Genomic DNA, 14,524 nt, shown 5'->3' with positions numbered 1-14,524 from the left:
GCGCGAGAAGCAGCCATGAAAAAGAAATTCGCAATACCTGCAGTCGTGTTCGGTGCCGTCGCCGCCGGCGGCCTCCTCTACTTCACACAGGCCGATGCGTTCAGAGCCGCTGTCGCGGCCGCGCCGCCACCTCCGGTTCCGGTCGTCGCCGGCGTGGTCGCGCAGCGTGACGTGCCGATTTACCAGAACGGCGTCGGCACCGTGATTGCGTACAACACCGATGTCGTGCGGGCCCAGATCCAGGGCCAGCTCATCAGCATCAATTTCACCGAAGGCCAGACCGTCCATGCCGGCGACCTGCTCGCGCAAATCGATCCTCGTCCGTACCAGGCCCAGATCGACCAGTTCGAGGGAAATCTGGAGCGCGACCAGGCCCAACTCACCAATGCCCGCGCCAATCTCGCGCGTTACAACCAGCTTGGCGACAAGGGCTGGGCCACGCCGCAACTGATCGAAACCCAGAAGGCGCAGGTCGGCCAGCTTGAGGCCGCGATCAAGACCGACCAGGCGCTGATCGAGGCGGCCAAGGTGCAGCTCAGCTACACGCGGCTGACCTCGCCGATCGACGGCGTGGTCGGCATTCGCCAGATCGACGTCGGCAACATCATCAGCCCGACCACGGCCAACGGACTCGTCGTCGTGACCCAGCTCGATCCCATCTCGCTGATCTTCACGCTGCCGGAAGGCGTGCTGCCGCAGATCCTAAGGCAACAGCAGGCGACCAAGACGCCGCTTCCGGTCCTTGCCTATAACCAGGATGACACCCTCCAACTGGGCCGGGGCGAGCTCGCGCTGGTCAACAACGAGATCCTGCAGACGACCGGCTCGATCCAGCTCAAGGCAACCTTCCCCAACAAATCTCGCGAGCTGTGGCCGGGTGAATTGGTGAACGCGCGGCTGCTTGTCACGACCCGACATAACGGGCTGACCGTCCCCGCTTCGGTCGTGCAGCAGGGACCGAACGGCGCCTATGCCTATGTCATCAAGCCCGACAGCACAGTAGCGATGCGCCCCATCAAGGTCGCACAGATCACCGACGGCGAGGCGCTGATCGATTCCGGCCTGAAGCCCGGCGAGCAGGTCGTCGTCGACGGACAATACCGGCTGCAGCCGGAAACGCATGTCACGATCCTGCACGGCGAAGCGGCTGACGAAGCGGCGGCACAACAAGCACAACAGGCGACAATCCCATGAACATATCCGCACCCTTCATTCAGCGACCGATCGCGACCGCGCTCCTGATGGTCGGCCTTCTGGTCGGCGGCCTGATCGCCTACCCGCTACTGCCGATCGCAGCGCTGCCGAACGTCAACTATCCGACACTTCAGGTCACCGCGCAGCTGCCGGGCGCCGATCCACAGACCATGGCGGCATCGGTGGCGACGCCGCTCGAGCTCCAGTTCGGCCAGATTCCGGGTCTCACCCAGATGACGTCGGCAAGCGCACTTGGCTACACCCAGATCACGCTGCAGTTCGATCTGAACCGCCAGATCGACGGAACGGTCAGCGATACGCTGTCGGCGATCAATGCCGCCAGTCCGTTTCTGCCGCCCGGCATTCCCTATCCGCCGACGATCCGCAAGGTCAATCCGGCCGATACGCCGATCCTGGTGCTCGGTCTGACCTCGGACAGCCTGCCGCTGACCACGGTGGACGCCTACGCGGAAAACATTCTGCTGCAGAAGATTTCGCAGATACCGGGCGTCGGCCTCGTCGGCCTCGGCGGCCAGCAAAAGCCCGCCGTGCGGGTGCAACTCGATCCGCAGGCGCTTGCCGCGCGCGGCATCAATCTCGAGGACGTCCGCACGGCGCTCGGTCAGGCCAACGTCGATCTGCCGAAGGGCACGCTCAACAGCCCGCGCCAGACCTTTACGCTGAACACCAACGATCAGCTCCTGAAGGCAGAGGACTACGCCAATCTCGTGATCGCCTACCGAAACGGCTCGCCGGTTCGCATCCGCGACGTCGGCCGCGCGGTCAGCGCGCCGGAAAACGACCTGATCGCCGGCTGGTACAACAACCGGCGCGCGGTCATCATGGCGATCCAGCGTCAGCCGGGTGCAAACGTCATCGACACCGTGGAGCGGATCAAGGCAGAAATGCCGGTGCTGCAGGCTTCGATCCCGCCTGCCATCAAGGTGAATGTCATTTCCGATCGCACCGATACGGTTCGCGCATCTATCCACGATGTTCAGTTCACGCTGATCCTGACGGTTGCGCTTGTCGTGATGGTGATCTTCATCTTCCTGAGGAATTTCTGGGCGACCGTTATCCCGGCAGTCACTGTTCCATTGTCGCTGATCGGCACCTTGGCTGTCCTCTACGAATTGGGTTACAGCCTCGACAACCTGTCGCTGATGGCCCTGTCGATCGCCGTGGGCTTCGTGGTCGACGATGCCGTCGTCGTGATCGAGAACATCGTGCGGCACATGGAGGGAGGCGCGACGCCATTCGAAGCGGCCCTGAAAGGCGCCGGCGAAATCGGATTCACCATCATGTCGATCACGCTGTCGCTGATCGCCGTGTTCATTCCACTGTTCCTGATGGGCGGATATGTCGGGCTGCTGTTCCGCGAATTTGCCGTTACCGTCAGCGTAGCCCTGGTGCTGTCGCTCCTGATCTCGCTGACCTTGACGCCGATGATGTGCGCGCGACTGCTCAAGCCCGAAAACAGGACGCACGGGCGGCTGTTCCGCATCCTCGAAAGTGGCTTCGATTCACTACTGGGAGTCTACGAGGCCGGGCTCAAGATCGTGCTTCGTCACCGTTTCATCACCCTGTTGACGATGTTTGTCACCATCGGGCTGACCGGCTATCTCTACATCGTCATTCCCAAAGGCTTCTTTCCGCAGCAGGACACCGGGCTGATCATCGGCCTGTCCGAAGCGGCGCAGGATATTTCCTATTCTGCGATGACCGAGCGCCAGCAGGCGCTGCTCAATGCCATCATGCGGGATCCGGCCGTCGCATCCATCGGCTCGGCGATCGGCGCAGGCGGCGGCAACACCACGGTCAACAATGGCCGCATCTATATTGCGCTCAAGCCCTACAAGCAACGCGACAGCATGGAAACGGTGCTTGCCCGCCTGCGGACCAACCTGGCCAAGATCCAGGGCATCACGCTCTATATGCAGGCCGCGCAGGACATCACCATCGGCGGCCGCGTCTCGAAAACCCAGTATCAGTACACGCTGGGCGACGCCGATCCCGGCGAGCTGAACCACTGGGCCGCGCTGTTCCTCGACAGGATCAAAAAGGTCCCCGGCATCACCGACGTCGCGACCGACCAGCTCAATTCCGGTCCCCTGCTCGACATCTCGATCAAGCGCGAGGTGGCTTCGAGCTACGGCATCCTGCCGTTCACCATCGACAACACGCTCGATGACGCCTTTGGCCAGCGCATCGTTTCGACAATGTACACCACCTTGAACCAGTACCACGTGATCATGGAGGTCAATCCGAAATTCCAGTACTCGCCCGAGGCATTGACCGGAATCTATGTCAAATCCTCAACCGGCCAGGAAGTGCCGCTATCGACGCTGGTCGACAGCGTCGTCAAGGTCGCCCCGCTCGTGGTCAACCACCAGGGACAGTTTCCGTCGGTGACGATCTCCTTCAACCTTTTGCCGGGCACGGCGATCGGCCAGGCGACCAGCACCATCCAGAACATCGAGAAGCAGCTCGGCAAGCCGCTTTCGCTGCAGACCAGCTTCCAGGGCAACGCGCAGGCGTTCGGCGATTCGTTGTCGACAACGCCGATCCTGATCGTGGCGGCGCTGTTCGTGATCTATCTCATCCTCGGCGTCTTGTATGAGAGCCTGATCCACCCCATCACCATCATCTCGACGCTGCCGTCGGCTGGGCTCGGGGCACTGTTGTTGTTGATGGCAGTTCACCTTGATCTCAGCGTGATCGCGATCGTCGGCATCATCCTGCTGATCGGTATCGTCAAGAAGAACGGCATCATGCTGGTCGATTTCGCCCTGCATGTCGGCCAGCAGGAGCGATTGTCGGCGGAAGACGCCATTTATCGCGCCTGCGTCATGCGTTTCCGGCCGATCCTCATGACCACGATGGCGGCCATGCTTGCTGGCGTTCCCATGATGCTCGGCACCGGCGCGGGCTCCGAGATACGTCAGCCGCTGGGCTACGCCATCGTCGGAGGATTGGCCGTGTCGCAGCTTCTCACGCTGTATACGACGCCGGTGGTCTACATCTACCTCGACCGGCTGCAAACCTGGCTGTTCGGCAAGAAGAAGCCGGCGATCGACGGGAGCAGCAAGCTGACGCCGGCCGAATGAGAGAAATCGAACGGACATATCCGATCTGCGTTGACTTACTAGGCCAACGCTCTTGCCAGATCATCAGCCTCACGTAGGTCGCGGGAAGTTTCCGCGGACGCAAATTTCGCCCTGGTCGATATCAACAGATCTCGTGCCTCGACGCGTCCGGATGCGCTCTCGCCGGCCGTGACGAGGTGCGCGATGCTGATCGCCGTACGCAATTCCCAACCGACCGCCCCGAGCTTCCTGGCAGAGGCAAGCGAACGTTTGAACAGGCGCATGGCTGCCCGGTCGTCTCGCAGCGGTTCGCGACATAGCAGGGAGCCGTAGATCCGATAAATCTCGGGAGCAGCCCAGCGCTCGCCGGTTTGCTTCATCAGGGATTCGGCCGAAGCGGCGAAGCTTCGAGCCCTTTCTATCTGCCCGACCCGTCCGAATTCCGTGGCGAGCAGGATTCGATAGAGCGGAAGCTGAATGCACCGGGCGGGTAGCTTGCCGAGCAAGCCGCATAGTAGTTCGAGCACTTTCGGCGCAGGACCACGTTCCGCCAACGCGGCGGTCGCCCACAACGGACCGATGACCCGGTACATTGGATAGCCATACTCATCAGCGACCTTCATGCCGCGCTCGACACTGGCCAGGTTGGCCGCAAGGTCGCCTTCATACCAGTGATCGGAAACGCCCAGAATGGAGGCAAATGCCAGCATGAACGGATGGCCGATCTCATTCGCGAGCTGCCGTGCCGTCTCACAGCATTCTCTGGCCCGGCCTGGCCGACCCAGTAACCATTCGATGTGTCCGGAATAGACGAGCGATACAATCAATGGATCATGCTGATAAATCTGGACCAGCTTGCCGTGCTCACGAGGATTGTAGCGGGCGCTGATCAAAGCCGCGAGCTCGCTCGCCTGCTCAAGGCGGCCGAGAAAGAAATTGGCGATCACGGCAGCGGCATACGCCATGAGAGCAGCCTCGTCGTCGCGCCACTCCTCTGCCCGGCGAACGAAATCTTCGGCGTGTTCGAGGCCCTTGTTGAGCTCGCAATTGACGAGCTTGGCGATCGTACTTCCCCAAAGCACGGTCGCCTTCTCACGAATGGTGCCGTGGTTCGCGCAAAGCTTGAGTGCGCGACTGTAGGGGCCATAGACGTTCGGATCGGACCACCCCGCGTTGGCGGTGTACGCCATCGCCAAGTTGGATTGCAGTGCGATTTCAGCTTCGAAGCGCCGTGGTGAGGCAGGCATCTTGGGTATCAGCGAGAGGCCTTCGCGAAGATGGGCCACGGCCTCCTTGGTGGCCGAGCGGCGGAGCGCAGATTTGCCCGCCTGAAGCCAGGCCTCGATGGCTTCCGGAACGTTACCTGCGCGCGCGTAGTGATAGCCGAGCACGGCGGGCTGGCTGCTCTCTCCGATTGCGGCCTCCTGAAGCAGCCACGATGCAACGCGCGCATGGAGCTCGCGCCTTTCCTCCTTGAGCAACGAGGAATAGGCCGCTTCTTGTATCATCGCGTGCTTGAACGTGAAGATGGCGCCTTGAGGTCCCTCGATGCGATACACGATCCCGGCGCTCTCCAGTGCCCACAACGCGTGTTTCAGCGTTTGGCCTTTACCTGGAAATACGTTGAAAATACCTTCATAATTGAATTGCCTTCCGAAGACGGAGGCGATCTGGGCGACGCGCTTGGCCGGACCGAGACGATCAAGGCGTTCCATCAGTGAATCGTGAATACTTGCCGGCACCAGAGGTTCCGGCAATTTTCCGCTCGGCACAGGGCCGTCGACGGCGCGTGGGACCGCTCCGGAATCAACGACAGCCCGCGTAAACTCCTCGACAAAGAGTGGCACACCGTCGGTTCTTTCCACGATCTGGCTGGTAATCCGGCGCGGTACGAAATCGCTACCTGCCACAGCCGCGACCATTTGCTCGCATTCGTACACTGCCAGTTTCTGCAGAGTAATCCGTCGAACCGCCGAGCCCGACAACCAGTCGGCCCGGTAGTCATCGCGATGCGTGATCAGGATCATGATCCGCTCGCCAGAACAGTGAGCTATCGCGCGTACCAGCAGCTCGATGCTAGTCGGATCGATCCACTGGACGTCCTCGACAATCATGAGGATCGGCAGCCTGCGCGAGGCCGCAATGAGAGCATCGACGAACACCTGAAGAGCGCGCTCGCGCTCGAAGGGAGATCCGAGATCCGCAGGCTCGTATCCCGAGCAGGCGGGTATCGACAGGACCGCTCCGTAGTAACGAAGTGTGTGCTCGACGTTGGTGACGGCTCTTGCCAAAAGCGAACGCAATTTTGCCAATGCGAGTTCGGCGTTGTCGGCCTCCTGGATGCCGGTCGCGCGCGTGAGCCGCTCGATTTCCGGAGCAAGCGGCGTGTTGATGTGAAACGGCGAGCATTGCAGCGATAGAACCTCACGCGGAGACGCATCAAGGGAACTGCGGAACTGGCGGATCAGGCGCGACTTGCCGATGCCGGGTTCGCCGGAAACGACGCCGACCTGTCCCGAGCCCGCCACGCTCTGCCGCCACATCTCGGCAAGCAGTGCGATGTCGCTGGTTCGGTTGATCATCGGGGCAAGAGGCGACCTCCGCGCCCTCTCGAACCTGCTTTCGTTGGACGCAAGAGCCTCCGCACGCCAGGCTTCGACCGACTCTTCCACGCCCTTGAGCGGTCGTCTGCCAAGCGGCGCGTAGCTGAACGTTCCGCGGGTCAGCTCGTAAGTGCTCGAACCGACCACGACATCATTCTCACCGGCGAGCCCTTGCAGGCGGGCCGCGACATGAGCCGAGCTGCCAAACACTTCCCGCCGATCGGGCGGTTCGCCGGGCACGCTGCCGACGACGACCAGCCCGGTATTAACCCCGATGCGCACACCCAGGCGAACGAAGCTGCCATCCGACAGCAGAAACTTCTGCTCCTTGATCGCCGCGGCCACCGCCAGCGAGGCGCGGACCGCGCGTTCAGGATCATTTTCATGGGCTTGCGGCACGCCAAAATATGCCAGCAATCCGTCGCCAATCATTCTGGCGATGTGACCGCCGTAGCGGCGAATCTGCTCGTCGCAGATATCGCGGTAAGTTCTGATAACCGCGAAGAACTCTTCGGGATCAATCCGCTCGCTCAGGGGTGTCGAGCCGACGATGTCGATAAATACAACGGTAAGCTGCCGCCGTTCGGCGTGCAGCGCTTCGTTCTCGACATGCGGCGGCGCCTGCATCTGCTGAAGTCCGTCCGACCGATCGGGCCTCGGCTGGCTACTCATTACGCCACCATGTTCAGTTTCCGCCGTACCTGCCGCGAGGCAAGATAGACCGCCAGCCGCATCCGGTTGACGCTGCCGAGCGGCCTGTGCTCGGGCAGACAATTCCAGGGATTGAACACCATGTGCTCGCAGTCGTACAGTTGATTTTGCGCCAGCAGGCTCTGCCTTGGAATGGCAATGCTACCCAGTCGCACGACTTCGTCTTGAGGGCGGCTCCACCATCGCGAGGCGTCCTCGACGTCATCCGGCGTTGCCGCATGCCGTACCCGTATGGAGAAATCGAGCACGACGTCAGCGCCGGGTTGATGCGGGTCCAGGTCCCTCACAAGCGCGTCCCGGAGAAAGTTTTCCGGCTTGGTCCAAGGCACAAACGTGCGCCATCTGGCGCCCTCATCCTGGCCGTCGCGAGGACCGACCAAATAACGCACGACCTTGTGCTCGCCGAACAAGAACGGCGACATGCTGTGATAGGTTGCGGTCAGCGGATTGCGGATAGTAAGCAGCCCTTCCACCGCAGTTCGCGCGAACAGGTAAGACTGGCGTGGACACCGAACAATGAACTCGAGCCCTCGCAGGCCCCGGCCGAGTTTTTCGCGCCAGGTTGCATGTGGTGCACTCACCGCATTCATCAACAGCGTATAGTCGATCACATTCTTACAGAAGAAGATCGGAAAACTGCTGAGCGCAAAATCATGTTCGCCGGCGGACGCCTTGTCGGGCGCCAGCATACGAAGAACAGTGTCCGTTCCGACCTTGTGAAGCTTGATGGACAAGCCACGCGCGTCGATCCTCCGGTCGCTGCCCGCCGTGCCGCGGCCGTTGGAAAAGCGAAGCGTGGCCGGATAGCGGGCGCCTGGACGAAACAGATCTGTCGTAAACTCGGCAGGAAGATCGTCGCGAACAATAAATTCCGCGCTCACGCACCCATGCGTTTTGGCATGCTGATCGCGCATCGCAGGAGTGGAGCAATCCGAAACCTTCATCTCGCAGTAGTTGGTAACCACTGCTTCTGCGGCAATGCGCGCCATTTGTCGGATCATGGTTGCCTCGCCGGGCACGGCGCGCTCAAGTTCATGCAACGGCATTGGCCGGTCCGGCGGCGGCTCCAGCGCGTTCACAAGCTCCCGATATCGCGCCGGGGTCGCGGACGATCTCCGCGCGTCGCCCGTTTGCGCCGGGCGCACCATCGCGAGCAGCACCTGCCCGAATTCAGGCAGCGCCTGCCCGAATTCAGCCAGACGGCGTAGTGCGCGAAAGCCGAGGCTGAAGAGGCGGTCCATGAGCCTCTTCCCGCTTGCGCGACCGTCGAACCGCCGAGTATCGGGCCGCGTCATGACGCGTGAACTCTGCCGGAGGCCAGCAGCCTGAGTGCGGCAAGACTCGGGACGAAGAAATAATCGCCGCCCTTGGTTTCGACAAAGCGCGGAATGTCGAAACAGATAAATGGCCGCCGCCCCGCGGCCTCATCGCCCGGAATCACCATTTGGCCGCGTCGGCCAACGCCGACAATCGGATCGGCGTCGTTGCCCTGTTCGAAATCGTCGCCAAAATTGACCCAGAACCGCTGCACGAACTCGAACTGATCGAAGCCGGAATTGAAGGCGATGAAGATAATGCCGCGCCTCTCATTATCCTCCTTGCCGGGCGGCAGAAACTTGCCATAGGTTATCCCGCGCCGGATCAGACGGTGCCTGCTCATCGTCTTGCCGCCGAACCCGAGCGCGTCGCGCGGATTGGTGCGTCGCACATGTGCTCCCAATGGACATCGCGCGCCCGCGGGATCGCCGGCATAGGCGAATGCATTGGCGAGAGACTTGCCCGGCCTATGCGGATACTCGATCAGTGAAGATCCGTCTTGCCAGCGTCCCATCATCTTGGCCGCCAGAAATTCTTCCGCGCTGACATCGTCCGGCAGGCCGCCGGGGATCGTCCGGGCAAACTTGTCTGCTTGCGCCTTGATGTAGTCTCGAAACGCCGGCACATTCTGTTCGAGCTTGCGGAACACCATATAGGTTGCGTTGTGCGCTAGCAGGTTCGGCAGCGGCATAGGCGCGAGATCGCCACCTTCACCGGGGTAACCGAGAATGAACTCTCCCAGCGGAATTTTTCTAAACCGTCCGCTGTGATCGGGATTGCCGATATCCTTGCCGGCCTCGCGCGGTACGCCCTCAACGTCGGGATTGCTCAGCCCGTCGGCGAAGCCAAAATGCTCACGGCGCGCCGCCCCGTCACCGATGCTGAAAGACTCGGCGGGTTGATCGGGAGCTAACTCCTCTACGCCGGCCTGCAACAACTGCCTGAGCGTTCGGCAACGTTCTTCGAGCGCATCCGCCGTCCGGCCGTAGATCATAACCAAAATATGCACACGGCGCGTCTTCCAGGGTTCATCCCAATTTTCCGGCGAACTCAGGCCGACATCGCCGAGCACCTCTGCACGCACCTTCATGCCCTCGCGAAACTCAGCCGGGAAAGTCGCGAGACTTTCTTCGGGAACGTCGAGGGCGCGCAGTCCGTCGAAGGTCAGGGCGAGATTGAGCGTCGCGTCCGGCTTTTCCTGCCACTGGCCGGGAGTGACGTAGCCCGCGTCCAGCAGTTTCTGCATCAACCGCCTGGCAGCGCCCACATCACCAATCGCCAAATAGATGAAACGTGCATGCTGAAAGGAGGCGTAGCCACGGAGAATATTGCCTTGAATACTGGAGAAATCAAACATCGCAGCCCTCACTATCAATCGCTATGCCCTTACAAATCCCCTGCGTGCGGCCTGACCTCTTGCAGGCTTTGCCACATCCTCTCGAAATCGGCTTTGAGGTCTGCCGGATTTGGCTGCGCGTCCTGAACGTGTTTGATGAACTCCGCCAGCCGGCGCCGATACATCAGTCCCTTCAGAATGTCGTTCACGGTCGCGTTGGGTCGGTCGGCCAATAGCAAATTGGTCGTAATTTGGCATTGCTCGAAATATGCAGCGAGATCGTCACAGCTCTCGATGCCGGGAAAGCCGCGGCAGTGCCGCCAAATGGCCTCTAACTCACACGGAATATACTTGACCATTGCACGGATCAGGACGTCGATGCTGAAACCGTCGAAGTCGCAGGCGAACAGCAGATACGCTGACTTGAGTGTATCGACTTTCGCCGGCGTACCCTGATAGGCAAGTCTGTCGATCACGACAAAGCGGGCCATGTGGACGATCGGCACCTCACTCAAGGGCGAACCGCGCGGATATTCCAAGCTGTCGTCCAGCGTACGCAGGAATGTGCGCAGCTCGGCTGTTTGCCCAACCTTGATTGGAAACAGACCGGTAAAGCCGTATTTTTTTCCGTTTTGATTTGCCATACGCGCGTACTCCGCTCGATAGGCCCGCTACTCCGGGATGGGACCGAACGTACCTAACTTGTTCTGCACACTCATGAGCAGGCGGTTGAATTCCGTCGCAAACTTATCGGGCGCTAGATCGAGTGAATTTTTCGCAAACTGTTCGAGTTCGCGGTGCACTTCGAGGCCCGCGCGAACGTCGCGCACCGAAGCGCCAGGGTAAGCACTATACGAGTGATCCGACTCGACCTGATTGCGCCTAATGTACGTCTTCAGTGGCCCAACAGGCCTCGCCATGGGATAGCGAATGCTCGCGAACCATACGGCGTCGAGCGGCACATAGAGGACGTCGGCGAAGGCCTCGATGTAAGGCCCCCACGGGCCGTTGAACGTGCTCAGGAAGAACAAATAATCGTAATTAAGTTTTTCCGCCGGCTGACCGTCGTCAACCCGCGGAAAACAATCACGCTTGACTACGACCCAATGGACGAAGGGCAAAAACGCCAGCGCCTTGGCCGTGTTCTGAGTTCTTTTCACATTATCGAATATCCAAAGCAACAGACGGACATAGTAGGTGCCGAAGCGATTCATCGGGGTGATCACGTTGAAGGTAACGGCTTTGCCAAGTCCGTCCTTATTGCGCGCACGATCGGCCATAAAAACCTCCTCGCAATGAGGGGTGAATGAAGCGCAACGCCGCTCGCCCCAACACCCTTACTATAATTCTCTAATTCGCTAGGTATATTGCGTCAGTATGGGAGATCGCTCACCCACTGCAAAGCCTTCACAGCACAATCCAAGCGACCGCGCGGCAAACGCCTTCGGGCTTCCTTCGACATTAGATTTTGTAACGATTTCGGCATTTAGAGCTGACATTTTACGATGTCCGCTTTGCGCAGGGATTATTCTTCCGGATGCCCTGTTTGGTCCGCCGCTGAGACGGGCCGCGCGGCGTCTTAGCAAACCTGGGCCTGCGGTGTCTGTGAAGTACATCACAGATAGCGCCATGATCTCGATGGGCATTGAACACCTGATCCTCTAGGCCACAGCAAGAGGATGAGCTAGCGGCAAACGACACGGCAAAACTTTTTGAACAACCGCGGCACTGAGGCGGCACGAATTATGCGGCAGCCGGAAAGCATAGTTTGACGGACGGACGGATGTGACTGCGCATGCGGCACTCACGTAATGGGAATTCCCTCGGCTCCCGAGGCCTCAGGAGACTCATCAACTGTCAGGCTCTCTTCGGGTGCAAGGTCAAGACCGAGCGCGAAGCGGCCTGTGCGCGCATCACCTCATCAATGGCGGCCAGGAGCGCCGCCTGGTCGAACGGCTTGGAAATGCGAGGCAGGTGAGGCTGCGTCGAGCCCAGCAGTTCGGCATATCCTGTGCAGAGCACCACGGGCGTACCCGGACGCTCGGCGGCCACTGCCTCGGCAAGCAGCAACCCGTTCATCCCCGGCATGGCGTAGTCGGTCACCACGATATCAATCTTCGGCATTCGGCGCAGCAGCTGGACGGCCTCCTCGCCGGAGCGCGCCTCGATCACGGCGTGGCCGAGATCATCGAGCATCGCAGCGATGCTGTCGAGGACGAGAAGGTCATCATCGACGACCAGCACCGAAAGAGGTCGGCTGCTGCGGGGCGCGGAGCATGACGGCTCTGCCGCATCGGGCGCCTCCACCTTTTCGTCCTGAGCGGCAGGCAGCCAGATCTCGGCCGTGGTCCCCTCGCCGATGCGGCTCTTCAGCCGCAGCACGCCTCCGGACTGTTCGGCCAACCCTTTCACCATCGAGAGGCCGAGACCGGTTCCCTTGCCGACGCCCTTGGTCGTAAAGAACGGCTCCTGCGCATGCTTGAGCGTCTCCTCGTCCATGCCACATCCGGTGTCGCTCACCGAGAGCGCGACGTATCGTCCCTCGGTAAGGCCATCGATGGCCTGCTCTTCGCGTGCGGCGATGCTGATGACCCCGCCACTTGCCGCGATCGCGTCGCGCGCATTGACGGCGAGGTTGAGGATCGCGAGCTCGAGCTGGTTGGCATCGACCTTCACCTTCGAAAGCTCGATCGGAAAACGGGTCTCGACCCGGATGGCTGGATCAAACTTCAGGAGAGCTGCCATTCCGCGCACCAGCTCCGGGACATCCACGACGATGGGCTTGAGGTCCTGCTTGCGCGCGAACGCCAGCATGCGCTGGGTCAGCGAGGCGCCGCGCAGCGCACCCTGAATCGCGTTATCAAGCAGCCGGTGAATCCTGGGATCTTCCGGCTGGAGGCGCTTCTTTGCCAGTTCGAGGCTGCCCAGGATCACGGCGAGTATGTTGTTGAAGTCGTGGGCTACGCCGCCGGTAAGCTGTCCGACAGTCTCCATCTTCTGCGATATCACGAGCGCATCGCGCGTACGCTCCAGCGCTTCCTGGGCCCGGCGGCGTTCCGTCACGTCCCGCACGATGTTGGCGAAGCCGATGGCCTCGCCACGCTCGTTTCGCACCGCGCGTATCGTCGCCTCGGCCCAGAAGCGGCTATCATCCTTGCGAACGCGCCAGCCTTCGCTTGCCGACTTGCCTTCCTGCTTTGCTTCCAGAAGCACGGCGTCGGGAATCCCGGAGCCGCGGTCCTCCTCGGTGTAAAGGATGGCGTAATGCGTCCCGACGATCTCGTCGCCATAGCCGATCAGCCGGCGAGCGCCGAGATTCCAGTTCGCCACCCGCCCTTCGGGGTCGAGCATGAAGATGGCATGATCGGCCACACCCTCCACCAGCAGGCGGAATTTCTCCTCGCTTCGCCTGAGTGCCTCGGCTTCGCGATCGGCACGTTCTGCCGAGGCGCGGTCGTACACGGCCGCGGCGAGCCCGATGACGAGGACGACGATCGTGGTGCCGGCGACCAGGAACGCGAGCGGCGCCTGCCCCACGGCGCCATGGGCTGCGCGGCCAAGGAAGGCATCGGTGGCAACAAAGGAGGAGCCCTGCATGGCGGCGTAGTGCATCCCGGAGATCGCCAGGCCCATGACGGCGCCGGCCGATATGCGCTCCAGCACGCTCGTCGTGCGAAAGGCGAGCCACAGCGCGATGATGGACGCGCCGATCGCGATCGCGATGGAAAGCACGACCCAGACGGGATCATAGTGAATGGAAGCCGCCATCCGCATCGCGCTCATGCCGGTGTAGTGCATGCCGGAGATCGCGAGTCCCATTCCAATGCCGGAAACGACGAGCGCGTTCGCCCGCTGACTTACGACGACGAACGCGGCTGCAGCGACCAAAATGGGAAGGGCGAGCGAGAGCAGCGTCAGGAGCGGATCGTAGGAAATTTCGACGCTGGGCAGGCTGAACGCCAGCATGGCGACGAAATGCATGGACCAGATGCCGCCACCCATGGCCACCGCCGCAGCCCCAAGCCAGCCCAGGCTGGCGGAGCCGGAAGCAGCCCGCATGCGAGTCGCGAGATCCAGCGCCGTGTAGGAAGAAAGCGCGGCGATCAGGACTGACAGCGCGACAAGAACGGGGTCGTGGTTGCCTGGATGGTGATGCATTCCGTCGACGATGCAAGGGAAGCATCTGAATAGCACCGTTTTTCCAACAGTGCATTGTTCCGGTGCCGAATAGTTGAAGAGGCCAAGTTCGGCGGAAAGCCTAGCTGGGGCGGGCGGGA

General features: G+C 61.2%; 8 protein-coding genes. 2 read left to right on the top strand and 6 right to left on the bottom strand.

Annotated features, from left to right (window positions below; translation table 11 throughout):
* Nucleotides 1-15 precede the first annotated feature (15 nt).
* Complete coding sequence (locus tag IVA95_RS32955) at nucleotides 16-1,194, top strand: efflux RND transporter periplasmic adaptor subunit (protein WP_247514292.1); 1,179 nt, start codon at nucleotides 16-18, stop codon at nucleotides 1,192-1,194.
* Nucleotides 1,191-4,301: an efflux RND transporter permease subunit gene (locus tag IVA95_RS32950; protein ID WP_247514291.1), complete on the top strand. Its 3,111-nt coding sequence runs from the start codon at nucleotides 1,191-1,193 to the stop codon at nucleotides 4,299-4,301. The genes IVA95_RS32955 and IVA95_RS32950 overlap by 4 nt, the downstream gene beginning before the upstream one ends.
* A 38-nt stretch (nucleotides 4,302-4,339) precedes the next feature.
* On the opposite strand, the gene IVA95_RS32945 is transcribed toward IVA95_RS32950, so the two are convergent.
* From IVA95_RS32945 to IVA95_RS32920, 6 genes are all read right to left on the bottom strand, one after another.
* Entirely contained in the window at nucleotides 4,340-7,510 is a 3,171-nt protein-coding gene (locus IVA95_RS32945) for an adenylate/guanylate cyclase domain-containing protein (RefSeq protein WP_247514353.1), read from the bottom strand.
* Between the two features lie 44 nt (nucleotides 7,511-7,554).
* On the bottom strand, nucleotides 7,555-8,583 hold the full coding sequence (locus IVA95_RS32940; RefSeq protein WP_247514290.1) for a hypothetical protein: 1,029 nt from the start codon (nucleotides 8,581-8,583) through the stop codon (nucleotides 7,555-7,557).
* Nucleotides 8,584-8,885: 302 nt separating this feature from the next.
* Complete coding sequence (locus IVA95_RS32935; protein ID WP_247514289.1) at nucleotides 8,886-10,157, bottom strand: peroxidase; 1,272 nt, start codon at nucleotides 10,155-10,157, stop codon at nucleotides 8,886-8,888.
* A 140-nt stretch (nucleotides 10,158-10,297) separates the two neighbouring features.
* The gene (locus tag IVA95_RS32930) at nucleotides 10,298-10,891 is read right to left on the bottom strand and encodes a hypothetical protein (RefSeq protein ID WP_247514288.1); all 594 of its coding nucleotides are present in this window, start codon (nucleotides 10,889-10,891) and stop codon (nucleotides 10,298-10,300) included.
* A 27-nt stretch (nucleotides 10,892-10,918) separates the two neighbouring features.
* The gene (locus IVA95_RS32925; protein ID WP_213249316.1) at nucleotides 10,919-11,527 is read right to left on the bottom strand and encodes a hypothetical protein; all 609 of its coding nucleotides are present in this window, start codon (nucleotides 11,525-11,527) and stop codon (nucleotides 10,919-10,921) included.
* Between the two features lie 577 nt (nucleotides 11,528-12,104).
* Complete coding sequence (locus tag IVA95_RS32920; RefSeq protein WP_247514287.1) at nucleotides 12,105-14,405, bottom strand: MHYT domain-containing protein; 2,301 nt, start codon at nucleotides 14,403-14,405, stop codon at nucleotides 12,105-12,107.
* Nucleotides 14,406-14,524: the final 119 nt, after the last annotated feature.

The organism is Bradyrhizobium sp. 157 (assembly GCF_023073815.1).
GTDB lineage: Bacteria > Pseudomonadota > Alphaproteobacteria > Rhizobiales > Xanthobacteraceae > Bradyrhizobium.
This window is presented reverse-complemented; position numbering and strand designations above follow the sequence as displayed.

Bases quoted from the DNA above. Each gene is read 5' to 3' on its own strand.
- IVA95_RS32920 (WP_247514287.1), bottom strand. From the start codon at position 14,405: ATGCATCACCATCCAGGCAACCACGACCCCGTTCTTGTCGCGCTGTCA.
- IVA95_RS32930 (WP_247514288.1), bottom strand. From the start codon at position 10,891: ATGGCAAATCAAAACGGAAAAAAATACGGCTTTACCGGTCTGTTTCCA.
- IVA95_RS32945 (WP_247514353.1), bottom strand. From the start codon at position 7,510: ATGCAGGCGCCGCCGCATGTCGAGAACGAAGCGCTGCACGCCGAACGG.
- IVA95_RS32940 (WP_247514290.1), bottom strand. From the start codon at position 8,583: ATGGCGCGCATTGCCGCAGAAGCAGTGGTTACCAACTACTGCGAGATG.
- IVA95_RS32955 (WP_247514292.1), top strand. From the start codon at position 16: ATGAAAAAGAAATTCGCAATACCTGCAGTCGTGTTCGGTGCCGTCGCC.
- IVA95_RS32950 (WP_247514291.1), top strand. From the start codon at position 1,191: ATGAACATATCCGCACCCTTCATTCAGCGACCGATCGCGACCGCGCTC.
- IVA95_RS32935 (WP_247514289.1), bottom strand. From the start codon at position 10,157: ATGCAGAAACTGCTGGACGCGGGCTACGTCACTCCCGGCCAGTGGCAG.
- IVA95_RS32925 (WP_213249316.1), bottom strand. From the start codon at position 11,527: ATGGCCGATCGTGCGCGCAATAAGGACGGACTTGGCAAAGCCGTTACC.